The sequence below is a fragment of the Halocynthiibacter styelae genome (assembly GCF_016123485.1).
GTDB lineage: Bacteria > Pseudomonadota > Alphaproteobacteria > Rhodobacterales > Rhodobacteraceae > Halocynthiibacter > Halocynthiibacter styelae.
The window spans coordinates 104,514-128,697 of sequence record NZ_JADCKQ010000012.1; the positions used below are offsets into that span (position 1 = coordinate 104,514).

Below are 24,184 nucleotides of genomic sequence, written 5' to 3' on the forward strand. Positions count from 1 at the left end.
TTGCGACATTGGTCAATGGATTGCAGTTTTGTTTATAATTTTCCGGAAAACACGAGGGGCTGGCCCCTCGTCTTGGTCAGCTTTCGTCTTCTTCGGTCGAGTATTTTGAAATCAATCCGCTTTGAAGCATAAAGAAGCCAAACATAATCACAGGCATGCCGAAGGTTTTAAACTTGACCCAGGTATCTTCGGTCAGCATCCGCCAGACCAATTCATTGGTAACCGCCAGCCCGAGAAACAGCAGAGCCATGCGTTTCGTCAGCGCCATCCAGCCTTCATCCGTCAAGGGCAATGCAGAATCCATCATCACCTGCATATAGCTTTTGCCACGCAACAGGCCAAAGCCAAGCGCACCAGCAAAGAACAGATAGAGGATCGTTGGTTTCATCTTAAAGAAACTGCCGTCATTCAGCCAGACGGTCAGCCCGCCGAACCCCACAACCAGTACCAGCGTCATCAGCTGCATTTTTGACAGATGACCTGTCAGTTTCCAAAGTATCAGGGTGGAGGCCACCAGCAGCGGGATGAACAGCGCGGTTGCGACAACGAAGCCTTCATACACTTCACCACCAAAGGTGAACTGTTGTTCCTTCAAGCGCCCGTAAGCGATGAAAAACAACAACACGGGCCCGAATTCCAGCGCCGGTTTTACCCAGGGTTTCAGTTCTTTTTCTTCGCTCATATCAGCCTCCGGTTTCCACAAACACCGCGCCCAGCGCAATCAGCGCCATCAGAAACAGACGGCGCGGTCCGACGGTTTCTTTTAAGAAGAGTACACCAATCGCCGCCGCAAAGACCACGCTGGTTTCGCGCAGAACGGCGGCCTCGCCGACTTTATCAAGACGTGTGGCCAGCATGACCGATCCGAAAGATGCATATGCCACCAGCGCCCCGGCCACGCCACGTTTAAACAGCGGCACAACGGGCGGACGCGGCGTTATTGTTTTCCAGCGTTTCCAGCCGAAAAACGGCATCGCAAGCCCGTCAATCATGAAGAACCAGGCGAGGAATGTGAACGGATCAGCCGTCGCGCGGATGCCCCAGGCGTCATAAGTGGTATAGACCGCAACCATGGCCCCCGTCAGCACCGCAAGGCCAAGCGCATGCAGCAATTCACGACGGTCTGTCAGCTGGGTGAAATAGTTATACAGCGCCAGACCAAAGATCCCGCCGACCAGCAGAAACACCCCGCCCCATTGCATGCCGCTATAGGTTTCGCCAAAGACAAACCCGGCCCCAATCACCGTGAACAAAGGCCCCATGCCACGCACAACGGGATAAACCACCGTATAAGCGCCACGCTGATAGGCCATGGCCTGCAGGTATTTATAGATGAAATGGATCACAAAAGCGCCGGCAAAGATCCCCCACATATGGGGTTCGGGCCAGGGCACAACAAACAGGGCAAAGGGCGTTGCAATGGCAAAATAGCTGAAATCAATCGCGCCACGCATGACCCATGGATCAAAGCGCCCTTTCTGCATTGCGCCGAACACCGCATGCAGAAAAGCCGCCGCCAGGGCCAGGACAAGCGCAAGCTGATGCCCGGCCTCTGTGCCTTCTAAGGAAATCAGCCAGGCGCTCATGACAGTTTATTCAGCAACCCATGGGTAGGTTACATCAACGGTCGCACCATCAAACAGGATATCCATGATCTGGGCGGGTTCCGCATCACCCGCCATCAGAACCGGCATCAGACGTATCGCAGACAGGCCAACCTCGGACTGCAGGATCAGGCGCAGGCCTTGTTCTGGTTCCGGCAGAGCCGCGACCAGATCTTTCAGCGCCTGACGGGAAGCCGCATCAAATGTCGCCTGCGGAAGCTGATCAACAAAGGCGTTGGCTTCCTGAATTTCCTCATCGGTCGGCGCAGAGGTTGGGTTTCCTTCGGCAATATCCTCGATCCCTGCAAGCAGAGCCAGCATATCCGTACCCTTCACCTGCACATCCAGATCCGTCAGGGCGGCAGACATGGCGGAAATCTGCATCATTTGCGGAGAAGACAGATCAAGTCCATTCACGGTCCCTGACACAGCGATCCCCTGCCCGCCTTCAAAGCTGACCGAAAGATCAGAGATATTCATCGCACGGCTCGTCGCATCCCATGTGTAGGACAGAACCATGTCACCCGGCTTGCCAGCCAAAGCCCCCATGTCTGCGCTGACTTCACTTTCACGGATGCCTGTAATGATCACATTTGCAGCCTGTGGTGCCATCCCCTGCAAAGCGGCCTCTGTCAGACCCGGGACCTTCCAGCGCAGACTGTCTGCCGTGGTGCCATCTGCCCAGGAAATGTTCAGAACCTGGCATGCGTCATCATCCAGAGTTGCTTCACTGCCGTCAGCATTTGTCATCTGGCTGATCAACACCCATTCAGATGCGCAATCTGTTGCGGCAGCAGCTGGGGTCATCATTCCGGCCAGGGCCAGGGCGAAAAGCGGTGTTTTGTAAGTCATCATTTAATGTCCTCTGCGCCCGTCAGGGCTTTTGCAAAATCTTCAGGGTCAAAAGCGTCCAGATCATCGATTTGTTCACCCACGCCAATCGCATGGATCGGCAAACCAAATTTATCAGCCAGCGCCACAAGCACACCGCCCCGCGCGGTGCCATCCAGTTTCGTCATCACAAGGCCGGACACATCCGCAAGTTTCTGGAAGGTTTCAACCTGGTTCAGGGCGTTTTGCCCGGTGGTCGCATCAAGAACCAGCAGGGTGTTATGCGGGGCCGTTTCGTCTTTTTTGCGGATGACACGCACGATTTTCGCAAGCTCTTCCATCAGATCCTGACGGTTCTGAAGACGCCCGGCGGTGTCGATCAGCAGAAGATCTGCCCCATCCGCTTCGGCCTTGACCATCGCGTCAAAAGCAAGGCTTGCCGGGTCAGAACCTTCAGGTGCGGTCAGCACAGGCACACCGGCCCGTTCGCCCCAGACCTGAAGCTGTTCCACGGCTGCGGCGCGGAACGTGTCGCCTGCGGCAATCACCACGGATTTCCCGGCGGCGCGGAACTGGCTGGCCAGCTTGCCAATGGTGGTGGTTTTGCCGGCACCGTTCACGCCAACGACCAGAACAACCTGGGGTTTCTTCGCATAAAGCGGCATCGGACGGGCCACAGGTTCCATAATCCGGGCCACTTCCTGGGCCAGCAGATCCTTGATTTCCTGCGTGGACAGTTTCTTGCCGAACCGCCCTTCCGCCATATTGGCCGTCACCCGCAGGGCAGTATCAACGCCCATGTCAGCGGAAATCAGCAGCTCTTCGAGCTGCTCCAGCATCTCGTCATCAAGTTCCCGTTTCACGGCCCCGGGCCCGGCACCCCCCAGCACGCGCGAGATCAACCCGGGGCTGGCGTCGGCCTTTGGCAGCTCTGCTTTCGGCGCTTCTGCAGCCGGTGCGGCACCCTCTGCCGTTTCCTCAACAATCGCATCCAGCCCGTCACTCAGCTTGTCAGAGCTGCGGGTCAGGCGGTTTTTGAGTTTTTTAAAGAAAGACATGGTGGCTCCCGGAATGCTCTTAAGTCTGAGTTAAGGCAGAGCGGGCGCAGATGGAAGGGGGGCTGCGAAATTTAGATACCACAGGCGTCAGAGATTAACCGGATAGGCCAGCAAAAACCCCGCCTGCGCCAGCCAGTATGTGGACCAGACCGCAAAAGGCGTGATGCGCCGCAATGGGTGGTCTTCGCGCAGCAGGAACATTTCAGAGGCCAGAATGCTGTCAGACACCATAAACAGGAACGCCGCTACAACCACACCCAGGTAACCGCCAGGCATCATCAGAGCAGCAACACCCATAGACAGGATAATCGGCACATAGATGCAGACCGCGATGCGCAGATCCCCGGCTTTCCGGTACAGCGCGGACATCATGAAAAGACCAAACAGCACCAGCCCGGCAACAATGAAAAGATCCGCCTGCGAAAGCCGGTGCAGCCCTGCCCCGCTGGTTGTCAGAAACAACGCGACATAGGCGATATGGGCCGATGCAAACGCCGCAACGCCCACAAGAAACTGCCCCTCGCTGTCACGCGACAACAGGTAATCCCCGACAGCCGAAAGACCCAGCGCAAGGATCAGCAGATCTTCTGCCCCGCCAAGATATCCGGCCACTGCCAACAACAGGACAGACAGGATTTTGACGATGCTTTTGGGCCAGCTTGCACCGCGATAGCAGTAGATAAAAAAATAAACCGCCGCCAGAAAGGCAGCGGTTAAAATCAAGATCATAACATCGGTGAAAAACATGGCGTCCCTTTCCGGCAACGCCATATGCCCGGCGTCAGATTTCGTCTGCGAAATGCTTCATGGTCAGACGGATCGGGTTTGGTGCGGCCTGGCCCAGACCACAGATGGATGCATCACCCATAGCCGTCGCCAGTTCCTCCAGCAGACCCTGATCCCATTTATCCGCCTGCATCAGCTTCACAGCTTTTTCGCAACCTACACGGCACGGCGTACACTGGCCACAGCTTTCATCTTCAAAGAAGCGCAGCATGTTCAGGGCTGCTTCTTTCGCGCTGTCCTTGTCAGACAGAACAACCACAGCAGCAGACCCGATGAAAGTGCCAAGCGGCTGAAGCGTGTCAAAGTCAAGCGGCACATCGTTGATATGCGCAGGCAACAGACCAGAGGACGGGCCACCCGGCTGATAGGCCTTAAACGCATGACCATCCAGCATTCCGCCACAGGCCTCGATGATGTCCGTAATGGTAGATCCGGCAGGCAACAGATGCACGCCCGGGTTCTTCACGCGACCAGACACAGAATAGCTGCGCAGACCTTTGCGACCGTTTTTCTCAACAGAGTTCAGAACTTGCGCGCCTTCACGGCAGATACGTGCCACCCACAACAGGGTTTCGACGTTATGCACAAGCGTTGGTTTGTTGAAAATCCCGACCTGGGCCACAAAAGGCGGACGGTGACGAGGTTCGCCACGTTTGCCTTCGATGGATTCGATCATCGCGCTTTCTTCACCGCAGATATATGCGCCCGCGCCACGGCGCAGTTCGATATATCCAGCTTCAACCATGCCCGCATCTTCAAGCGCTTTGATCTCACGACGCAGGATTTCCAGAACCGCAGGATATTCGTCGCGCATATAGATAAAGCAACGTTCCGCTTCCACAGCCCAGGCCGCGATCAGCATGCCTTCCAGCATCAGATGCGGAGTGCGTTCCAGATAGTAACGGTCTTTGAATGTGCCTGGCTCGCCCTCATCGCCGTTGACGGCAAGGTAACGTGTGCCAACATTTGCGCGCACAAAGCCCCATTTCATACCAGATGGGAAACCCGCGCCGCCAAGACCACGCAGGCCGGCTTCTTTCAGGTTGGCCTGAACCGCTTCCCAGTCGCCATTCGCGCGCAGGGATTTCAGCTCGCCATAACCGCCCTCAGCCTCATAGGCAGACAGGGTTTCGTAATCCGGGATATGCGCGTGGGTGTCCCCCGCTGCAATCGCCTTGTTCACCAGTTCAGGTGTCGCATGATCGATGTGGTTGTGGCCGATTTCCAGCACAGGTGCTGTGTCACAACGGCCCATGCAAGGCGCGCGCACAACGCGGATTTCGGACGCATCCAGACCGTCTTCCAACGTTTTTTGCAGCGCCTCAGAACCCGCCAGTTCGCAAGACAGGCTGTCACAAACACGAATGGTCAGCGCCGGTGGCACCGCTTCGCCTTCGCGCACCACGTCGAAATGGGCGTAGAAGCTGGCGACTTCATAGATTTCCGCCTGACCTGTGCGCAGCTCATCCGCCAAAGCGCGGATATGTGCCGCAGAAATATGGCCGAATTTATCTTGAATCAGATGAAGATATTCGATCAGAAGATCACGGCGATGCGGCGCAGCGCCAATCAGTTCCAGAACTTCACTGTGTGCCTGATCGTCAAGTTGACGGCCTTTGGGTGTGTGACGGCCTTTGCCCTTGCCTGATTTCCAGACCCCTGCTCTGTTATCCACGCCTCAACCTCCGTCGCTTGGCCGGAGAATCCGGCACCTGGCTATGTATTCGCGCGAATTTAACCCGCGCTCTGGGAATTGCCATTCAAAAAAGCGACAGTTTGGTGGCCAGAGGCGCAGTTTACGACGTTTTTCCCTCTGGCTTTGTCGTCGTGCGCCGGATAGCAATCTTACATGTTGTTCATTGAGTTTTCCCGCCGCTTCCCCATTGCCACCTATGGCCTGGTGATTTCTGTGCCTGTTGTTCTGTTGGTGATCGCCATGATATTTGGCGGCCTCTGGGCGTTGCTCGCGTTCCTTTCCGTCGCTTTATTAACGGCCGTGATGGATGAAATCCTGCCAACAGATCTGGCGACTTCAGATTCGCCGGAGGCGCTGATCGCCGCAGACCGACTTTCTGCCGCTCTGGCCGGTGTACATTTTTTCTTGCTGCTCCTCGGGGTGCGGGCCTTGTCCATGAACCAGGATATGGGGTTCTGGGCAACGTTGTTTCTGTTTTCCGCCCTTGGCCATTTCTTTGGTCAGGTCAGCAATTCAAATGCGCATGAACTGATCCACAGATCGGATAAGCTTTTGTTTAACCTTGGAAAGTGGGTCTATATTTCACTGCTGTTCGGGCATCACACATCCGCACATGTGCTGGTTCACCACCGCTTTGTTGCCACCCCGAAAGATCCGAATTCAGCGCATATGGGTGAAAGCTTCTGGCAGTTCTTCCCACGTGCCTGGAAAGGGGCTTTTCTTGCGGGCCTGAAGGCTGAAAGTGCGAGACTGCGTCACCGTGATGGCAAGGTAAATCCCCTCATTCACCCCTACACCCAATATCTGGGTGGCGCGGTTCTGATGCTGTTTCTGGCGTTTCTCATCGGAGGGCTGAAAGCTGTGTTCGTGCTGCTGGCCCTGTCGGCTTTTGCGCAGATGCAGTTGATGCTGTCGGATTATGTGCAGCACTATGGCTTGCAACGCGCGCCCATGGAAAATGGCAGGTATGAACCCTGCGGCCCGATGCACAGCTGGAACAGTCCGCATTTTTATTCGTCCCGTCTGATGCTGAACGCCCCCCGTCATTCAGATCACCACAAGAACCCGATGCGCCCCTGGCCGTCTCTGGAAATCACACCCGGGGAAATGCCGGTTCTGCCGCGTTCTCTGCCCACGATGGCAACCCTCGCCCTTTTTCCACGCCGCTGGTTTAAAGTCATGGACCACCGGGTTGCCGCCCTGTCATCCGGACACGAAACCGGACAGTCCTGGAGCCATAAGACATGAAATTGATTTCTGCTGTCAGCCTGTTTCTTCTGTCCACCCTGCCGGGCATGGCAAGTGAACCGCTGGGTCAAAAGGGCTTTCATGAGCTTACCAAAGGGCGCACATTTACCTTCAGTCTGAATGGCGAATTTTACGGGGCGGAAACCTATTTGTCCGGCAATCGCGTGATCTGGCAACGTCAATCGGGCGAATGCCTGCCCGGTCACTGGTATGCGCAGGGAAAACACATCTGTTTCATATATGAAAATCAGCCGGATCCGGTGTGCTGGGAAGTTTATGCCGAAGAAAACGGTCTGCGTGTGGTGTCAACATCAGGCACGGCAACCGAACTTGAAGAACTCAGCCGCGATGCAGCGCCCCTGGCCTGCCATCAGGAATATCTTGGCAGTTAGCCCTGCTATGCCTCAGAACAGGCTGCCCTGACCGCCATCCTCTTCACCACCGCCACGGATGATCTTAGGTTTGCGCCCTGCCGGTTGCGCAGTTGGTGCACCTGCCTGCCCGGTCACCAAAACCCCATCTGCGAACTCAATCTCAAGCGCTGCGGCCTGTTCGGCGGTCGCTTTACTGGTCACAAGATCCCCGTCCCCGCGCACAACGGCATAGCCACGCGCCAGCGTCGCTTTATAACCCAGCGTCTGGCGCAAACGATCCAGCGCTTCCAGTTTTTGCAGGCGATCCTGTTGCTGGCGTGTGGCCCGATCAGAAAGGCGCTGAAACAGGCCCTCTGCACTGCGAGACGCCTCGCGGACATGGCGCACTACTATCTCAGAGCGGAGCCGGTTTGATTGCTTGGAGAAGTCTTCTTTCTTCCGAGAAGCATAACGACCAGGAGCCGACGCAAGGCGTTCTGCCAACTTTTCCAGATCGGCTCGACGTTGGGTAATTCCCCCCTGCAGAGAGGCAACCCTAATTGCACCGGCGTGCTCCTGAAATCTTGCACGCTTCCTGGACACCTCGGTTCGCAATGCCAAATCCAGTTGTGAAGACCATCTGTCAAGTCGTTGTTGCGCTGTATTCACAAAGTTTTGGGGATCTGAAAGGCCACGGGAAATATCCCTCAGTCGTTCTCCACGCCGCGACAGACCTTGTGTCAAAGCTCTTGTTAACCGTGCTTCTTGCTCCGAAGTCCAGGCCAGAAGCTCCGCCCGCACCGGCACCGCATGTTCTGCCGCTGCCGTGGGCGTAGGCGCGCGCAGGTCTGATACGAAATCAATCAGGGTTGTGTCGGTCTCATGACCTACCGCCGAAATCAGCGGAATGTCTGATGCCGCCGCCGCACGGGCGACAACTTCCTCGTTAAATCCCCAGAGATCCTCAACCGAGCCACCCCCACGGGCGATAATCAGCAAATCAGGCCGTGGCAAAGCACCGCCGGGTGTCATCGCGTTGAACCCTTCTATCGCAGCCGCCACCTGAGGTGCACAGGCATCGCCCTGCACCGCCACCGGCCAGACCAGAACCTTGCGTGGAAAACGATCAGACAGGCGATGCAGAATATCGCGGATAACTGCGCCTGTGGGCGAGGTCACAACGCCGATGATTTCCGGCAGAAAAGGAATCGGCTGCTTACGTTCCGGCGCGAACAGGCCTTCCGCTGCCAGGGCTTTCTTGCGCTTTTCCAGCAGGGCCATCAGCGCGCCTTCGCCGGCGATTTCCACCGCATCCACTGTCAGCTGATATTTCGACTGCGAACCAAAGGTCGTCAGTTTGCCCGTGGCGATGACTTCCATCCCCTCTTCGGGCATTACCGCAAGCTTGGAAACCTGCCCCTTCCAGCTGACCGCATTGATCAGCGCGCGATCATCCTTAATGTCGAAGTACATGTGGCCTGAACGTGCAAGCGTCACACGGCCAACCTCACCGCGCACACGCACACGGCCAAAAGCACCCTCAATGGTCTTTTTGACCGCGCCTGCAATCTCGGAAACGGAAAATTCCGGTGCATTGCCACTGGTCTGCTTTTCAGGTGTCGGGTCTTCAAAAAGGTCGGACATATCGCGCCATACTTGTTTTGTCTTGCCGCGCACCATAGAACGCAAATCAACGAAACCCAAGACCACAGGTGGTGCCTTATGAATATCCTGATCCTCGGCAGCGGCGGGCGTGAACATGCGCTGGCATGGGCAGTGAAACAGAACCCGAAATGTGACCGGCTGATCTGCGCCCCAGGCAATGCCGGCATGGCGGTGATTGCGGAATGTGCGGCGTTTGACATCAATGATGGTGCTGCCGTTGTGGGGTTCTGTGAAGAAAATGCGATTGATTTTGTGGTGATCGGGCCGGAAGCACCGCTTGCCAATGGTGTGGCGGATCGTCTGCGCGCAGCAGGTGTGCTGTGTTTTGGTCCATCACAACAGGCGGCGCAGCTTGAGGCCTCCAAAGGGTTCACCAAGGAAATCTGTGATGCAGCCGGAGCACCAACCGCCGCGTGGAAACGCTTCACCGATGCGGAAAGCGCCAAAGAATATGTGCGCCAACAGGGCGCGCCGATTGTGGTGAAGGCCGATGGTCTTGCCGCGGGTAAAGGCGTTGTCGTTGCCATGGATGAGGCCGAAGCTTTCGCCGCACTTGATGATATGTTTGACGGAGCATTCGGTGATGCGGGCGCGGAAGTCGTGATTGAGGAATTCATGGATGGCGAGGAAGCCTCTTACTTCATCCTCTGTGACGGTGAAAACGCCCTGCCTGTTGGCACGGCCCAGGATCACAAACGCGCCTATGATGGCGATGAAGGCCCCAACACCGGCGGCATGGGCGCCTATTCCCCTGCCCCTGTTCTGACCGATGACATTGCCGCCCGCGCCATGCGTGAAATCATTGAACCCACGCTGAAAGAAATGGCGAAACGCGGCATGCCTTATCAGGGTGTACTGTATGCCGGGTTCATGATCAAAGACGGCCAGGCCCGGCTTGTGGAATATAACGCCCGCTTTGGTGACCCGGAATGTCAGTGCCTGATGATGCGCCTTGGGGCGCAGGCGTTGGATCTGCTTTTGGCGGCGGCAGAAGGGCGGCTTGATCAGGCGCAGGTCAACTGGGCTGATGATGTGGCGATTACCGTTGTGATGGCGGCGAATGGCTATCCCGGCGCATATGAAAAAGGCACTGCGATCAACGGGCTGGATGCCCTGCCAGAAGACAGTATGAATATGGTCTTCCATGCGGGAACATCTTTGCGCGAGAGGCAACTTGTCGCCACCGGCGGACGTGTTCTGAACGTAACCGCGCGCGGTGCAAATCTGGCAGAGGCACGCGACCGCGCCTATGCAATGATTGACCAGATTGAATGGCCAGAAGGGTTTAACCGTTCTGACATCGGCTGGCGCGCGCTTTAAGCAAACCCAAGTGGGGGCGCTGCCCCCACACCTGACAGAGAGCGCGAAGGACGCAACAGAATGGCAGGGAACACTTGTCACTCTGGTCTGGAATACTGCACGTCAGACCATCACAGTTGAAGATAACTTCGCCGCTATCCCGGATTAACGCTTCCTCTGTCAGAGTTTTTACAGGAAATCGGCCAGAACTGAAGCTGTGCCTGGCATACTCAGCGACAGTCCAGCACATCATTTATGCTGCTTTGGCCGCTATATGGCTTGACGGCCGTAGACGTCAGATCTGCACCATCAAAACGTGTCGCCATAATATTTCGCCAGGCAGTATCAACTGTGATCAGTTCGGGTCCATTGCCGCAGTCCCGCAGGCCACCCTGAATGAACGCATCACCGATCCGGTGATTGGTCAGCCCGTCAATGTTTGCGATTTCCACAAGCTCAGATCCCTGTAATCGCCAGAGCCGCAGAGTTTTAGCTAGATGCGGCCGGTCGACATAGGCGATTTCAATTTGGCCGTCGCCATCCAGATCCCCGGCGGCAACAGGGGCCAGCCAGCGGTTTTTGCGGCCAATGAACGGCGTGCGGGCTAACATTCCATCAAGCGTATAGATCGCAAGTGACGCGCCTTTTGTCACGCTGGTCAGAACAACAACAACTTCCGGGGTTCCATCACCAGTCACATCCCAGAGCCGGGGTTCAAGATCTTCAAAGACATGATCCGGCCATACAGAAAAACTGCGTCGGAACCGTTGTCCGTCCGTGTCTTCACTGTCGATCGCCAGAACAGTAAATTCAACGACATCCCCCAGAACCCCATGGGGATAGTCCGTCGTTTCTCCAAGAAAACGGGCGCCGGTGATCATCTCATCCGCAATCGCAGCCTGCGGCATCTGCCACAGGCACAGGGTCAGCAAAGCGCCGCGTATACTGTTGCGCCACAGGCGGGACATCGGACGCGGCGCCTGCATGATCAGATCTGTTTTTCAGGCATTTTCACGATCAGACCGTCCATCGCATCGGTCACTTTCATCTGACAGGTCAAACGGGAGGTCGCGGGATCCGGTTCAAAAGCGAAATCCAGCATATCTTCTTCCATCGCGTCCTTTGCAGGTACTTTCTCAACCCAGGCCGGATCCACATAGACGTGACAGGTCGAACAGGCGCAGGCACCGCCGCAGTCGGCTTCGATACCGGGAATATTATTGTCGCGCGCGCCTTCCATCACAGTCAGACCATTCGCAACATCCACAACATGTTCCGTGCCATTGTGTTCGATATAGGTGATTTTCGCCATTGTTACCTGCCTTCTCGCATCAGTAGGAATTCGTGAGAGAATCCTTAGCCCGCAATCGCGCGGCAATCCAGTCACAAAATCCGATGCCACCCCAGTAGCAAAGCTAATGTGTGCACGCAACACCGCAGGTTTACGCCAATCTGTTCGTCCCCGCTTCCCGGGCTGGTTTCCCAGTTTAAAACCGATTAACCTGCGGCAAAAGCACGAGGTCGCAGATGTCATTCAGGTTTTCCGGGAAAAACTTCATCCCCTTCCACAAGGCTGTGATCCCTGTCTGCATTGCCCTCGGCGCCTGTGTTTCCGATCAGGCAACATATCAGGCAACCGGCGACACAGGTGTGCAGATCGGTTACACACCGGATGCAGCCCCCGTAAACCGACGCACTGGCATGCCTGAACCCGGATGCTGGGCCCTGGACTACGAACCGGCCGTCACCGAAACCATCACTCAGAATGTGCAGACACAGCGCGAAAAACGGGATCGCGACGGGACTGTGACAGAACCTGCAATCTGGCGCAGCGAAACCACCACAAGAATTGTCACGCCGCGCCAAACCCTGAATTTTGAAACCCCCTGCGCAAATATGCTGACAGAAGAGTTTCTGACATCCCTTCAGCGTTCGTTACAGGCCCGTGGGGATTATGAGGGAACGATCTCTGGTCAGATGGATCGGCAAACCCGCATGGCGATACGACAGTATCAGGTGCAGAACGGGTTGAACTCTGCCTATCTGTCGCTGGAAAACGCCCGCGCCCTGGGGCTTGTCGAAGTCCCGCGCCCGCCAGAGACCGAAACATCAGCCCCTGAAACGCCCGAGACCGTGCCAGAACCAGACGTCACCGATATCTGACACAGGCTTACACCCCGAATACAAAAAGCCCGCCAGTTATAGCGGGCTTTTCTTTTGTCATTTTTGCAAAGATCAGTTGAGCGGCACAGCCACGAACCGTGGATCACCACCCCGGCGCACCAGCATCAGCAAAGACTTGCGGCCAGCATCACGGGCATCTTCGATCCGGGCTTCGAAATCTGCGATCGAACGGATCTGTTGCTGGCCTGCTTCGGTGATGACATCCCCAATCTGCAGGCCTTTCGCAACGGCCGCCCCTTCGGGATCAAGGCTCATGATCACCAGGCCTTCTGCGTTCTCCGGCAGCCCCATCTGGGCGCGCAGATCATCGCTGAGACCAGACAGTGTCATGCCCAGAATGTCGGACGTCTGTGGTTCTTCGGCCTCAGGCTTTTCCATCGGTGCGTCATTGCCTTCGGCGGTTTCACGACGGCCAAGGGTCACTAGCAAAGTCTGGGTGCCTTCATCGCGATAAACGACCACACGCACGGCTTTGCCTACCTCGGCATTTCCAACTTCACGCACCAGACCACGGGTGTCTTCCACATCAACACCGTCAAACGACAGGATCACATCCCCTTGTTGCAGGCCTGCCTCTTCTGCCGGGCCGGCAGGCACGTCGGTCACAAGCGCACCATTGGTGTTTTCAAGACCCAGGGCTTCGGCCACGTCTTCAGACACGTCCTGAATGCGCACACCAAGCCAGCCGCGACGGGTTTCCCCGAATTCACGCAGTTGGTCCACCACACGGGTCACAACATTGGATGCCATAGAGAAACCAATACCGATTGAGCCGCCATTCGGGGACAGGATCGCGGTATTCACGCCGATCACTTCACCATTCATGTTAAACAGCGGACCACCAGAGTTACCCCGGTTGATCGCGGCGTCGGTCTGCAGATAATCGTCATAGGTACCGGAAAGTTCGCGATTGCGTGCAGAGATAATCCCGGCAGACACAGAAAACCCCTGCCCCAGCGGGTTGCCCATGGCCATAACCCAGTCGCCCACGCGCATCACATCACTGTCACCAAATGGCACGAAGGACAGTGCGTCATCGGCCTCAACTTTCAGCAGGGCGATATCTGTGTTCGGATCTGTGCCAACCAGCGTTGCAGGCAGTTCTTCACCTGAGAAGAATTCAATCAGGATTTCATCTGCGCCCTCAATCACGTGGTTATTGGTGACGATGAACCCGTCTTCAGAAATCACAAAACCTGATCCCAGCGCCTGGCTGCGGCGCGGGGCCTGGCCCTGTCCACCACGATTCCGGTCATTAAATTCCTGGAAGAAATCTTCAAACGGGGATCCTTCGGGCACCACGGGGGACGGACCACCACGGGCCGCAACCGTGGTTGATGTGGTGATATTGACCACCGCGTTACTCACCTGATCAGAAAGATCGGCGAAACTGTCCGGGCGGGCATTCGCGCTGAGGGCCTGGGCCAACAGCACGACACTGGCCAGGATGGTCAGCCAGAATCCCTGCAGCAGGGATTTCTGTTGAGATTTGTGAACGGCAAGCGAAATTGCTTTGGGTTTCACGCCTGAACTCCTTTTTAAGGCGCGCCCGATCCCTGTGATCAGGCCGCGCAATCATCCGGCAATTGTACCGGGGTCTGAGTTTATACTTCGTGCCCCGGGGCAAAACTTCAAGCATTTTGCGGCAAAATCACAACAATCTGACAGGTTCTGCGCATTCCCTGCCTATGAAACGCAAAAGACCGGCAGAGTTTTGCCGGTCTTTATCACATTTCAGAGAGCGTTTGGATTATTCCGCAGGGGAAACACCGTTTGCACTGCCAAGGTAGTTAAAGAATTCGCTGTCCGGAGACAGAACCATCGTCGAATTCTCACCCTTCAGCGCATTGCGGTAAGCTGTCAGTGACCGGTAGAATTCAAAGAATTCCGGATCCGCACCGTAGGCTTCCGCAAAGATTCCGTTCCGGCGGGCATCCGCTTCACCCTGAATGATTTCAGACTGACGCTTCGCATCAGAGACCAGTTCAACCACCGTACGATCCGCAAGCGCAGTGATCCGCTGTGCCGCTTCACGGCCACGGGCACGTTCGTCGGTTGCTTCACGCACACGTTCTGCACGCATACGATCAAATGTCGCCTGCAGGTTTTCGCGTGGAAGGTCAGTACGCTTCAGACGTACGTCGATCACCTCAAGGCCCAGCGCACGGGCTTCAGCAATTGCAGCATTGCGGATACGCAACATCAAAGCCGCACGGTCCGAGCTAAGGATTTCGTTTGAGCTGACAGAACCCAGGATTTCACGGGTTTTAGAACGCAGGATGGAATCCAGACGACGTTCCGCAGCCGCTTCACCACCAGCGCCCACCGCAAGGCGGAACTGATTCACATCAGCAATCCGGTAACGGGCGAAGGCATCAACCACCAGGCGGCGATCATCACTGGGTGTGACTTCAAGCGGTTCAACATCGCGGGACAGGATCCGGTCGTCATAACGCACGACTTCGTCAACAAATGGCATTTTAAACGCCAGACCAGGTTCTTCTTTCACGTCAACCACGCGGCCAAAACGCAGAACCAGGGCTTTCTCAACCTCAGTCACGATGAAGACAGAGGACAGACCAACAAAGGCCAGAGCAGCCAAAACGGGCAGGATCAGAGCAGATTTACGCATCAGTTGGATCCTCCACGGCGCAGTTCATTCAACGGCAGGTAAGGTACAACCCCCTGCCCGGCACCACCGACGTCACTGTCGAGAATGATCTTATCGACATTCCCAAGCACTTCTTCCATGGTTTCCAGGTACAGACGACGACGGGTCACTTCCGGCGCTTTCTGATATTCTGTCAGAACCGCAGTAAAGCGGCTGGCTTCACCTTCGGCTTCGTTCACAACGCGGGCACGGTAACCTTCGGCAACCTCAAGCACCTGTGCTGCTTCACCACGCGCCTGTGCAAGAGCAGCGTTTGCATATGCATCCGCTTCTTTCTGCAGGCGGTCACGTTCCTGTTCCGCAGCCTGTACGTCACGGAAGGCATCAATCACGCTTTCTGGTGGATCAGCACGGTCAAAGTTGACCCGCACAATGTTCACGCCGGAATTATAGCTGTCGAGCGTGAACTGAATCAGTTCCTGAAGGCGCTGACCGATAGACGCACGATCCCGGTTCAGGATCGGTGCAAGTTCAGACTGTGCGATAATCTCGCGCATCGCGGATTCTGATACGGCAGCAATGGTTGAACCCGGATCTTTCAGGTTGAACAGATATTGCGCCGGATCATTGATGTTCCAGACCACCTGGAAATCAATATCAACGATGTTCTCATCGCCGGTCAGCATCAGACCAGCTTCAGAACCACGACCGCCCACACCGATTTCAACGGTCTGTTCGCGGGTCACCGGAAATTTCTGATAGGTCACAACCGGCCATGGTGCAAAGTTCAGACCAGGCCCACCGGTTGAGGAATATTCGCCAAGGAATAGTTCAACGGATTTTTCTTCCGGCTTCACAGTGTAGAAACTTGCGAACGCCCAAAGACCAATAGCGGCCATAATCCCCAGACCAATCGCGCCTTTGCCGATTTCAGGTGTTTGCGGAGCGCCGCCACCGGACCGGTTGTCACCGCCCCCGCCGCCGCCCATCAGAACGCGCAGCTGTTCGCGGCCCTTTTTCATCATTTCATCAATTTCGGGAACCTGCGGGCCGTCATTGCCCGGACGCTGGCCACTTGGACGGCCTTCGTTGTTTCCCTTGTTGCGGTCGTCGCCATTGTCGCGTCCGCCGCCTCCGCCGCCCCAGGGGCCGCCGTTGTTACCTGACATACGGGTTTGTTCCCTCTTTGGTCATGTGTAGAATTCTATATCCTAAGTGGACATATTCTGCGCAAAATTCAAGCCGGGAGGTTCCCCACCCGGCTTAAACCTTACGAATTATCGCGCAATACCACTTATCCCCCGATCACATGGGACGGTGTTTTCATGGTCACAAGCTCTTCCGCCATGGTCGGGTGCACCGCACAGGTCCGGTCGAAATCCTCTTTGGTTGCACCCATTTTCACGGGAATGCCGGCCAGCTGAATAAGTTCGCCCGCGCCATCCATCACCAGATGACAGCCCAGAACCGTGCGTTTGTGCTGATCGACCAGCAGTTTCATGAAAACTTTGTTCTCACGCCCGGCAAAACCGGATTGCATGGCTTTAAACGCCGTTGTGTAAACTTCCACCGGGCCATGCGTTGCGGCGTAATCCACCGCTTCTTCTTCCGTCAGGCCGGTTGTGCCAAATTCTGGCTGTGTGAAGACCGCAGACGGCACCAGTTCATGGTCCACCGGGGTCGGGTTTGCTTTAAACACGGTTTCGACAAAAGCCATGCCTTCGCGAATCGCAACCGGTGTCAGGTTGATCCGGTCGGTCACATCACCCACCGCATAGATGGATGGAACAGAGGTCTGGGAATAAGCATCGACCAGCACTTCGCCTTTACGGCCAAGGTTTACGCCGACTTCCGCCAGGCCCATGCCTTTGGTCGCAGGGACACGGCCTGTGCCGTACATTACCGCATCAAAGACCTGCGTGCTGCCATCTTTTGCAGTCACTTCCAGACCCGCATCGGTTTTCACGATTTTGGCCACATCTGCGCCCAGCTGCAAATCAATACCACGGGATTTCATCGCGTCGGCAATATGCGTGGCAGAGCCTTTATCAAAGCCGCGCAGGATCATTTCACCGCGATAGAACTGTGTCACCTTCACGCCCAGGCCATGCATAATGCAGGCAAACTCTGACGCGATAAAACCACCGCCCACAATCAGAATGCTGCCGGGCAGCTTTTCCTGCAAGAAGATCTCGTTTGAGGTGATCGTATGTTCAGCCCCTTCCACATCCGGGGTAAACGGCGTGCCGCCTGTCGCCACAAGAATATGTTTCGCAGTGATGTCCTGGCCCGTGGACAGGGTTACGGTATGGGCGTCTTTGATTTCAGCACGGGCATCAAAGGCTTCGACATTGTTGCTTTTCAGGATGTTGCGATAAATGCCTTCCAGGCGATCCAGCTCCGCATGCATTTTCGGGCGGAAGACATCCCAATCGAAATCACCAACGGAGGCTTCCCAGCCGTATGCCTGTGCGTCATGCACAAGATCTTTGTAGCCAGATGCAAAAACCATCAGTTTTTTTGGCACACAGCCGCGAATCACACAGGTCCCGCCCATGCGGTATTCTTCCGCCAGCGCCACTTTCGCGCCCTCTGCAGAAGCAACACGCGCTGCGCGAACGCCACCAGAGCCCCCGCCAATCACAAAAAGATCATAATCAAAACTCATGGGGCGGGGTCCTCTCCTGGGTGCCGGGCAGATCCGGCTTACTTATTCTCAGATGTCAGAAAACAGGTTCTCAGCGTCGCCGCCTTCCGCCGTTTCTTCCGTGATTGTTCCGGTATGTATGTCACGGATCTCTGTTTTTCCATCCCCGTAACCGATCACAACTGTGTCACATATATCAAGGAACAGTCCATTTTCCACAACACCGGGAATCTGGTTCAGCACAAGGGAAAGCTGTCGCGCATTGCCAATCCGTCTGAGATTCAGATCAAGAATGTGATTGCCTTCGTCTGTCACAAAAGGCGCATCACCCTGCATACGCAGAACAGAATCCCGTCCCAGCACATCCATGCCAACAAGCGTTTCCTCAATCAGGGCTTTTGTTGTCTGCCCCCCAAAGGCCAGAATTTCCACCGGCAAAGGAAAAGCGCCCAGCGTTTCTACCGCTTTTGCAGCATCGGCGATCACAATCATCTGGTCTGATGCCGTTGCCACAACTTTTTCCTGCAGATGTGCACCGCCACCGCCCTTGATCAGGTTCAGGTTGCTGTCAAATTCATCGGCACCGTCAATGGTCAGGTCAAGCCAGCGGGCTTCATCCAGTGTGGTTACTTCAATGCCTGCCTCACGCGCCAGGGCGGCTGTCCCTGATGACGTGGGCACGCCTTGTATTTTCAGCCCTTCTTCACGAACACGTTCGCCCAGACGTTTCACCATCCATGCAGCAGTAGATCCGGTGCCAAGACCGACTTTCATTCCGCTTTCGACAAACTCAGCCGCACGGCGCGCGGATGCATATTTCGCCCGTTCAATCGGTGACATCTCAACGGTCATGTGACTCCCCCCTCATGTACCTCTGCCTTATACAAATTGATCCCCCCTGAGGCGAGAGGGCAAATCAGTCATTTACCGGCTTATCTCCCGGTTCCTGCCATGTCCCGGTCGAAACGTTGCGTTGCGTTGCATCAAGTTGAATAACAACTGCCCCACACATGATAATAAGTCCCAGATAGCTGACTGCGCGCATGCCGCTGTCAACCCAGTTTATGCCCCAGTTTTTCATTTGCGTTCTGCCATTCTGTGATTCCTGCTTTCCCTCCAGGCTGCGCAAAACTGGTTAAGAAATCGTCGCCCGGCAGCAACGCCCGCCGCGCGACGCGTGAAATTCCGCAATATTCTGCAAATCAGTCGCTTTTATCGTGCCTGAAACGGCATCAGACCTTTAAACGATATGAACCAGCTATGGAGGCGCGCGTGTTTCTTTCCGTTTTCGATATGTTCAAGGTCGGCATAGGTCCGTCTTCAAGCCACACCATGGGCCCTATGGTGGCGGCGGCATTATTCCTTGATAAGCTGCGCGCAAGTCCCTTCCATGTTGCCGGATTGCGGGCGTCCCTGCACGGATCTCTGGCCTTTACAGGTGTCGGCCACGCCACAGATCGCGCGACGATTCTGGGTCTCGCGGGTTTCATGCCCGACACGTATGACAACGACAAAGCGGAAGCGGCCCTTGCCGATATCCGCAAGACAAAGAAGATTTCCCCTGAAGGTCTGGGCACTCTGCATTTCAATATCGAAAAAGATATGATCTTCGATTACGACAATGCGCTGCCGGGTCACGCAAACGCCATGCAGCTGATGGCGACCGATGATCAGGGCGATGTCATCCTGCGGGAAACCTATTATTCCATTGGCGGTGGCTTTGTAAAAACCGCCGCGGAAATGGAAAACCCCGAAGCCGATATAGCGCCGGGTTCAGAATTCCCCTTCCCGTTTGAATCTGCAAAAGCCATGTTGGAAATGGCTGTTGCCAATGGCAAAACCATTGCGGAAATGAAACGCGCCAATGAATTGGTACATCGGTCCGAAACTGAGCTGAACAAAGGCATGGACCGTCTTTGGGACGTCATGAATGACTGTATTGAACGTGGTCTGGCGACAGATGGTATTCTGCCTGGTGGCCTGAACGTGCGTCGTCGCGCCCATGGGATTCATGAAGCTCTGCTGGCAGAACGTGGCATGAACCAGCCTGCCCCGCACACGATCAACGACTGGATGGGCGTTTACGCCATGGCGGTGAATGAAGAAAACGCCGCCGGTGGTCAGGTGGTCACCGCCCCGACCAATGGCGCGGCGGGTGTTCTGCCTGCAACCATCCGGTATTGGCTGGATCACGTGCCAGGGGCCACACCATCTAAAATCGGTGATTTCCTGCTGACCGCAGCTGCGATTGGCGGGCTGGTAAAACACAATGCCTCCATTTCTGGTGCAGAATGTGGCTGTCAGGCCGAAGTCGGTTCCGCCAGCGCCATGGCGGCGGCGGGTCTTGCTGCGGTGATGGGCGCAACTCCACAGCAGGTTGAAAACGCCGCTGAAATCGCACTGGAACATCATCTGGGCATGACATGCGATCCGGTCAAAGGCCTTGTGCAGGTGCCCTGTATTGAACGTAACGGCCTGGGCACAATCAAAGCGGTTTCTGCCGCCTCTCTCGCCTTGCGTGGCGATGGGGAACACTTCGTGCCACTGGACAGTGCGATCGAAACCATGCGCCAGACCGGCGAAGACATGCACGAAAAATACAAAGAAACCTCGCTGGGTGGTCTTGCCGTAAACATCCCGAACTGCTGATCCAGGCACATCCGCCTGCGTAAACGACGTATGACCTCTCATGATCCTCATGAGAGGTTTTTTGTTACAGGCAGCGGAAAGTACAGAAAATCAGCTTATTCGATGGGGCTAATTTTAAATCTGAATATTGCCTGGAATATAATTCCAGATAAGGCCATTTTTGGAAACAATTCGCCAATTTTCAATACATTAGCCACTTCACTGTTGACGTGTGATTCGCAAGCTCTGTATCGGTTGAGTTGTGTAAAGCAGTAATAAGTAACTTTCGTCGGAGTTTGACGATATGACCATCAGGACAGGTGTTGTCGATTTTTCAAGGATGTTTTCCATCACGCCGCTGACACCGGCAAGCTTTGGCGGATCTCATCCAAACAATACAATGAATCTGACCAATATGGCTCAGGTCGGCACCGGCTTTGATTTCTCTGCAACCATGGACGACAAGAACGGGAATAGCTGGCTGAATTCCGGTGATGAACTGTTTACCACATTTCCGGGTGACAGCAGTGCAACCACACTTACACGGGTGCCGACAAATCAGATTTCCACCGCCGGGGGCAGCTTTGGTGCCGGCGCAGATTTCTCTGTCTGGGAAGATGCGTCCGGGGACATGTATATTCTATTCTCAGAGAATTTCGATCTGACCCGGATTTCGGCCACCGGCACGTTAACCCTGACGGAACAGGGCGATGCACCTGGCACCATGTCCGTCAACGATATCATCTGCTTTGCAGATGGAACCCTGATTGAAACACCGCACGGCCCGCGTAAGATCGAAGACCTGCGCGCCGGAGATCTGGTCTGCGTTGCAGGATCCCGCCCCCGGCCCATCCGCTGGATCAGTCATACGGCTGTTGACGTTGACTCATTGCGGAAGACCCCGAAACTGCGCCCCGTGGTCATTTCCAGAGGGGTCCTGGGGGATAGCCTGCCAACCCGGGATTTGCGCTTGTCCCGTCAGCACCGGGTTGTTCTGCGATCGCCTATTGTCGAACGTATGTTTGGCCAGAAAGAAATTTTCGCCCCTGCACATCAATTGCTGGATATCCCCGGCGTCTATACAGAAGATACATTGGCCCCGGTGGCCTATTATCACATCCTGCTTGATACCCACGAAATGCTGACTTCTGCGGGTATTCAATGTGAAAGCCTGCACACCGGTCCGCAGGCAATGAATGCGATCAAACCTGAGCTGAGAGAAGAGATAAACCGTCTGGTTCCGGATATCCCGGCCCAGAAACTGCACGCAATCGGCGCCAAACGTGCAAGCCGCCAACAGTTGCGCAACCTGATTTGCCGCTCTCAGACCAATAATAAGCCACTGTTCGAAAAGAGACTGACGGTTTAACGGCCGAAAGCGCGCTGCCTGAACTTGTATCCCTGCGCTTTGACGCCTAGCCTGCGCTTATGTCTGCAAGCTCCGCCATATCCCCAGCCCATTCTGACCGCCCTGTTCTGGGCATTCTGCTGATGCTTGGGTTCTGTATCTCCGCCCCCGCCGGTGATGCTTTTGCCAAAATTCTTGGCGACCGCCTGCCCCTGCTTGAACTGGTCATGGTCCGCTTCGCTGCGCAGGTCATTCTTCTCGGACCGTTGGTCTGGCTGCGCCACCTGCCATGGCGCAGCACCGGCCCTGTCACCTGGCTTATCCTTGTGCGCACAGTTCTGCATATTCTGGGCATCGGGATGATGTTTACCGCCCTGCGCTATCTGCCCCTGGCCGATGCAATCGCCATTGCGTTTGTCATGCCCTTTATCATGCTAATTCTGGGGTATTTCGTTCTGAATGAAACCATCGGACTTCACCGGATCATCGCCTGTCTGATCGGGTTTATCGGCACGCTTCTGGTGGTTCAACCCAGCTTCGCAGAGGTCGGCTGGCCCGCCCTTCTGCCGCTTGGTGTCGCGCTGGATTTCGCCCTGTTTATGATGGTCACCCGCCAGATCGCACGCAAAACGGATCCGATTGCGCTGCAGGCTGTTTCCGGCGTTCTGGCCCTGCTGATCCTTGCCCCGCTGACTGTGGCCGGAACGTTTCTGCCCGAAGGTAACACGCTCAGCGGTACTCTAGGTTTTATCCTGCCTGAACAAACCAGTTCTTACCTGTTCCTGTTTCTGATCGGTTTTCTCGGAACCATCGGGCATCTTTTGATGACCTGGAGCCTGCGTTACGCCCCTTCGGCCACTCTGGCCCCGATGCAATATCTTGAAATTCCCTTTGCCACTATCATTGGCTGGCTGATCTTCCGGGATGTGCCTGACGGGCTTGCGGCAACCGGCATCTGCATCACAGTGGCAGCAGGCCTTTATATTATCTTTCGGGAGCAGGCCATTGCGCGTGCAGCCCCGGCTTCTCAGTCAAAGCAGCCATAGCAGCCTTCAGCGCCAGGCGCGGCAGGATAACCAACATGCCCGGCGCATCACAATTCACAGACACCCGTTGTTCCTCTTGATCACCCGCAACTTTATTCGACGTTCCGATCAACGCCCCCGGTGCAAAAAGATTGCCGTTTAAGGGCCAGTGCAACCCGGTGCTTTCTGCGCGCACAGGGCACAGCGGCATCAGGGAAAACCGACTGCCTGCGGACAGGGTCATATGAGATTCAGGCGGCGCCAGAAACAAAATATCCTCTGCGCCCAACAGGATGCAGCGTTTCTCCGGAAAGGTCAGCAGGCCATGTAATGCTGCAAGTTCATGATCCAGACGTCCGCCCGTGAATCCCACCCCCAGAACAAGTGGGGATTCGATCCTGGATAAGGACTTTTCAAAATCCGTACTGTCCTGTTCTTTCACGTGGTACAACCGATCGGCAGGAACAGATGCCCGGGCCTCATCAGACAGCGAATCAAGATCCCCGATCACCGCATCGGGCAGCCTGCCAGCCGCAATTACATGCCCAGCCCCCCCATCTGCCGCAATAATTTTACTGGAAAAGCCGGTAATCAAATCGCGGTCATCTGCGCGCAACGGTCCGCCGCCCACCAGTAAAATTGGTGTGAAATCATATACAACGGTGTTTTTTTGGGCTAATTCTGAATTCATAAAGTTATGTGACATATTTCGGTCTTAAAATTATACAGGAAAAACCCGGATTTACATGTAATTCAGTAACCTTATCGCGAATAATATAGATCGCAGATATAAAAGCGAGTTGTCTGATGGATGATACCAAAAAAATTCTGACAGTTTCTTACGGAACCTTTTCCTGCACACTGGAAGGGTTTGATGACGCATTTGCGACCATGAAGCTGATCACCGAGTATTTCCGACAAATCGCGATAGAAGACCCCGGATTTGCCCAGGGGGCCGCCCTTCCCGATGCAGCCACAATGGAACTTCTGGCGGAACAGAACGCCGGTCATGACGTGCAGGCCGAAGTCGACGAACAAGACAATCTGATTCTACGCGCAGTCCCTTCAATTGAAGCTGAGGCTGCTGAGGCTGCTGAGGCTGCTGAGGCTGCTGAGGCTGCTGAGGCTGCTGAGGCTGCTGAGGCTGCTGAGGCTGCTGAGGCTGCTGAGGCTGCTGAGGCTGCTGAGGCTGCTGAGGCTG

Annotated in this window: 23 protein-coding genes and 1 pseudogene; 9 read left to right on the forward strand and 15 right to left on the reverse strand. The window is 55.5% G+C overall.

The genetic code is table 11. The features are described from left to right. Positions 1–76: 76 nt before the first annotated feature. The 6 genes from H1D41_RS14975 to H1D41_RS15000 form a co-directional block, all read right to left on the reverse strand. Complete coding sequence (locus H1D41_RS14975; protein WP_228849672.1) at positions 77–682, reverse strand: inner membrane-spanning protein YciB; 606 nt, start codon at positions 680–682, stop codon at positions 77–79. A gap of 1 nt (position 683) precedes the next feature. Then, the gene (locus H1D41_RS14980; protein ID WP_228849673.1) at positions 684–1,586 is read right to left on the reverse strand and encodes a DMT family transporter; all 903 of its coding nucleotides are present in this window, start codon (positions 1,584–1,586) and stop codon (positions 684–686) included. A gap of 6 nt (positions 1,587–1,592) precedes the next feature. Then, positions 1,593–2,459, reverse strand: coding sequence for a hypothetical protein (locus tag H1D41_RS14985; RefSeq protein WP_228849674.1), 867 nt, complete (start codon positions 2,457–2,459; stop codon positions 1,593–1,595). Next, positions 2,456–3,493, reverse strand: a complete 1,038-nt coding sequence (gene ftsY / locus H1D41_RS14990; RefSeq protein WP_228849675.1) for a signal recognition particle-docking protein FtsY — start codon at positions 3,491–3,493, stop codon at positions 2,456–2,458. Before ftsY ends, H1D41_RS14985 begins: the two co-directional genes overlap by 4 nt. Before the next feature lie 87 nt (positions 3,494–3,580). Continuing rightward, positions 3,581–4,240 (reverse strand): lysoplasmalogenase, encoded by a 660-nt coding sequence (locus tag H1D41_RS14995; RefSeq protein ID WP_228849676.1) that lies wholly within the window; start codon positions 4,238–4,240, stop codon positions 3,581–3,583. 34 nt (positions 4,241–4,274) lie between these two features. Next, positions 4,275–5,954, reverse strand: a complete 1,680-nt coding sequence (locus H1D41_RS15000) for an NAD(P)H-dependent oxidoreductase subunit E (protein WP_228849677.1) — start codon at positions 5,952–5,954, stop codon at positions 4,275–4,277. Between the two features lie 174 nt (positions 5,955–6,128). Between H1D41_RS15000 and H1D41_RS15005 the strand changes: the two genes are divergently transcribed. After that, positions 6,129–7,223 carry an alkane 1-monooxygenase gene (locus H1D41_RS15005; protein WP_228849678.1) on the forward strand — a complete coding sequence of 365 codons (1,095 nt, stop codon included), beginning with the start codon at positions 6,129–6,131 and terminating at the stop codon, positions 7,221–7,223. Beyond that, positions 7,220–7,615, forward strand: coding sequence for a hypothetical protein (locus H1D41_RS15010; protein ID WP_228849679.1), 396 nt, complete (start codon positions 7,220–7,222; stop codon positions 7,613–7,615). Before H1D41_RS15005 ends, H1D41_RS15010 begins: the two co-directional genes overlap by 4 nt. 12 nt (positions 7,616–7,627) lie before the next feature. Here the strand turns inward: H1D41_RS15010 and xseA are convergent, their stop codons facing one another. After that, positions 7,628–9,220, reverse strand: coding sequence for an exodeoxyribonuclease VII large subunit (gene xseA, locus H1D41_RS15015; RefSeq protein ID WP_228849693.1), 1,593 nt, complete (start codon positions 9,218–9,220; stop codon positions 7,628–7,630). A gap of 78 nt (positions 9,221–9,298) precedes the next feature. On the opposite strand from xseA, the gene purD reads away from it, so the two are divergent. Continuing rightward, positions 9,299–10,561 (forward strand): phosphoribosylamine--glycine ligase, encoded by a 1,263-nt coding sequence (gene purD / locus H1D41_RS15020; RefSeq protein WP_228849680.1) that lies wholly within the window; start codon positions 9,299–9,301, stop codon positions 10,559–10,561. 10 nt (positions 10,562–10,571) lie between these two features. Then, positions 10,572–10,709: a hypothetical protein gene (locus H1D41_RS15025; protein ID WP_228849681.1), complete on the forward strand. Its 138-nt coding sequence runs from the start codon at positions 10,572–10,574 to the stop codon at positions 10,707–10,709. 61 nt (positions 10,710–10,770) lie between these two features. Here the strand turns inward: H1D41_RS15025 and H1D41_RS15030 are convergent, their stop codons facing one another. Together H1D41_RS15030 and H1D41_RS15035 are read right to left on the reverse strand one after the other, a co-directional pair. Then, the gene (locus H1D41_RS15030; protein ID WP_228849682.1) at positions 10,771–11,526 is read right to left on the reverse strand and encodes an FG-GAP repeat domain-containing protein; all 756 of its coding nucleotides are present in this window, start codon (positions 11,524–11,526) and stop codon (positions 10,771–10,773) included. 2 nt (positions 11,527–11,528) lie between these two features. Further along, on the reverse strand, positions 11,529–11,852 hold the full coding sequence (locus H1D41_RS15035; RefSeq protein WP_107495199.1) for a 2Fe-2S iron-sulfur cluster-binding protein: 324 nt from the start codon (positions 11,850–11,852) through the stop codon (positions 11,529–11,531). A 215-nt stretch (positions 11,853–12,067) separates the two neighbouring features. Here H1D41_RS15035 and H1D41_RS15040 point away from each other — a divergent pair, with 215 nt between their 5' ends. After that, positions 12,068–12,703 carry a peptidoglycan-binding domain-containing protein gene (locus H1D41_RS15040; protein ID WP_228849683.1) on the forward strand — a complete coding sequence of 212 codons (636 nt, stop codon included), beginning with the start codon at positions 12,068–12,070 and terminating at the stop codon, positions 12,701–12,703. Between the two features lie 72 nt (positions 12,704–12,775). Here the strand turns inward: H1D41_RS15040 and H1D41_RS15045 are convergent, their stop codons facing one another. The 5 genes from H1D41_RS15045 to rpiA all read right to left on the reverse strand — a co-directional run bounded on the left by H1D41_RS15045 (position 12,776) and on the right by rpiA (position 18,834). Then, positions 12,776–14,248, reverse strand: a complete 1,473-nt coding sequence (locus tag H1D41_RS15045) for a Do family serine endopeptidase (protein WP_228849684.1) — start codon at positions 14,246–14,248, stop codon at positions 12,776–12,778. 226 nt (positions 14,249–14,474) lie between these two features. Then, positions 14,475–15,356, reverse strand: coding sequence for a protease modulator HflC (gene hflC, locus H1D41_RS15050; RefSeq protein WP_107495196.1), 882 nt, complete (start codon positions 15,354–15,356; stop codon positions 14,475–14,477). After that, a complete protein-coding gene (gene hflK, locus H1D41_RS15055) occupies positions 15,356–16,504 on the reverse strand; it encodes an FtsH protease activity modulator HflK (RefSeq protein ID WP_228849685.1) in 1,149 nt (382 codons plus the stop codon). The genes hflC and hflK overlap by 1 nt, the downstream gene beginning before the upstream one ends. A 125-nt stretch (positions 16,505–16,629) precedes the next feature. Further along, positions 16,630–18,003, reverse strand: a complete 1,374-nt coding sequence (gene gorA / locus H1D41_RS15060) for a glutathione-disulfide reductase (RefSeq protein WP_228849686.1) — start codon at positions 18,001–18,003, stop codon at positions 16,630–16,632. A gap of 48 nt (positions 18,004–18,051) precedes the next feature. Further along, entirely contained in the window at positions 18,052–18,834 is a 783-nt protein-coding gene (gene rpiA / locus H1D41_RS15065; protein ID WP_228849687.1) for a ribose-5-phosphate isomerase RpiA, read from the reverse strand. Between the two features lie 420 nt (positions 18,835–19,254). On the opposite strand from rpiA, the gene H1D41_RS15070 reads away from it, so the two are divergent. The 3 genes from H1D41_RS15070 to H1D41_RS15080 all read left to right on the forward strand — a co-directional run bounded on the left by H1D41_RS15070 (position 19,255) and on the right by H1D41_RS15080 (position 23,004). Then, positions 19,255–20,631 carry an L-serine ammonia-lyase gene (locus tag H1D41_RS15070; RefSeq protein WP_228849688.1) on the forward strand — a complete coding sequence of 459 codons (1,377 nt, stop codon included), beginning with the start codon at positions 19,255–19,257 and terminating at the stop codon, positions 20,629–20,631. A 283-nt stretch (positions 20,632–20,914) separates the two neighbouring features. Continuing rightward, on the forward strand, positions 20,915–21,979 hold the full coding sequence (locus H1D41_RS15075) for a Hint domain-containing protein (protein WP_228849689.1): 1,065 nt from the start codon (positions 20,915–20,917) through the stop codon (positions 21,977–21,979). Positions 21,980–22,038: 59 nt separating this feature from the next. Continuing rightward, positions 22,039–23,004 carry a DMT family transporter gene (locus tag H1D41_RS15080; protein ID WP_228849690.1) on the forward strand — a complete coding sequence of 322 codons (966 nt, stop codon included), beginning with the start codon at positions 22,039–22,041 and terminating at the stop codon, positions 23,002–23,004. Here H1D41_RS15080 and H1D41_RS15085 read toward each other — a convergent pair. Further along, a complete protein-coding gene (locus H1D41_RS15085; RefSeq protein WP_394355417.1) occupies positions 22,943–23,689 on the reverse strand; it encodes a thiamine diphosphokinase in 747 nt (248 codons plus the stop codon). The two genes, H1D41_RS15080 and H1D41_RS15085, sit on opposite strands and share 62 nt — an antisense overlap. Before the next feature lie 101 nt (positions 23,690–23,790). On the opposite strand from H1D41_RS15085, the pseudogene H1D41_RS15090 reads away from it, so the two are divergent. Continuing rightward, positions 23,791–24,184 (forward strand): annotated as a pseudogene (locus H1D41_RS15090) (hypothetical protein); the annotation flags it as partial.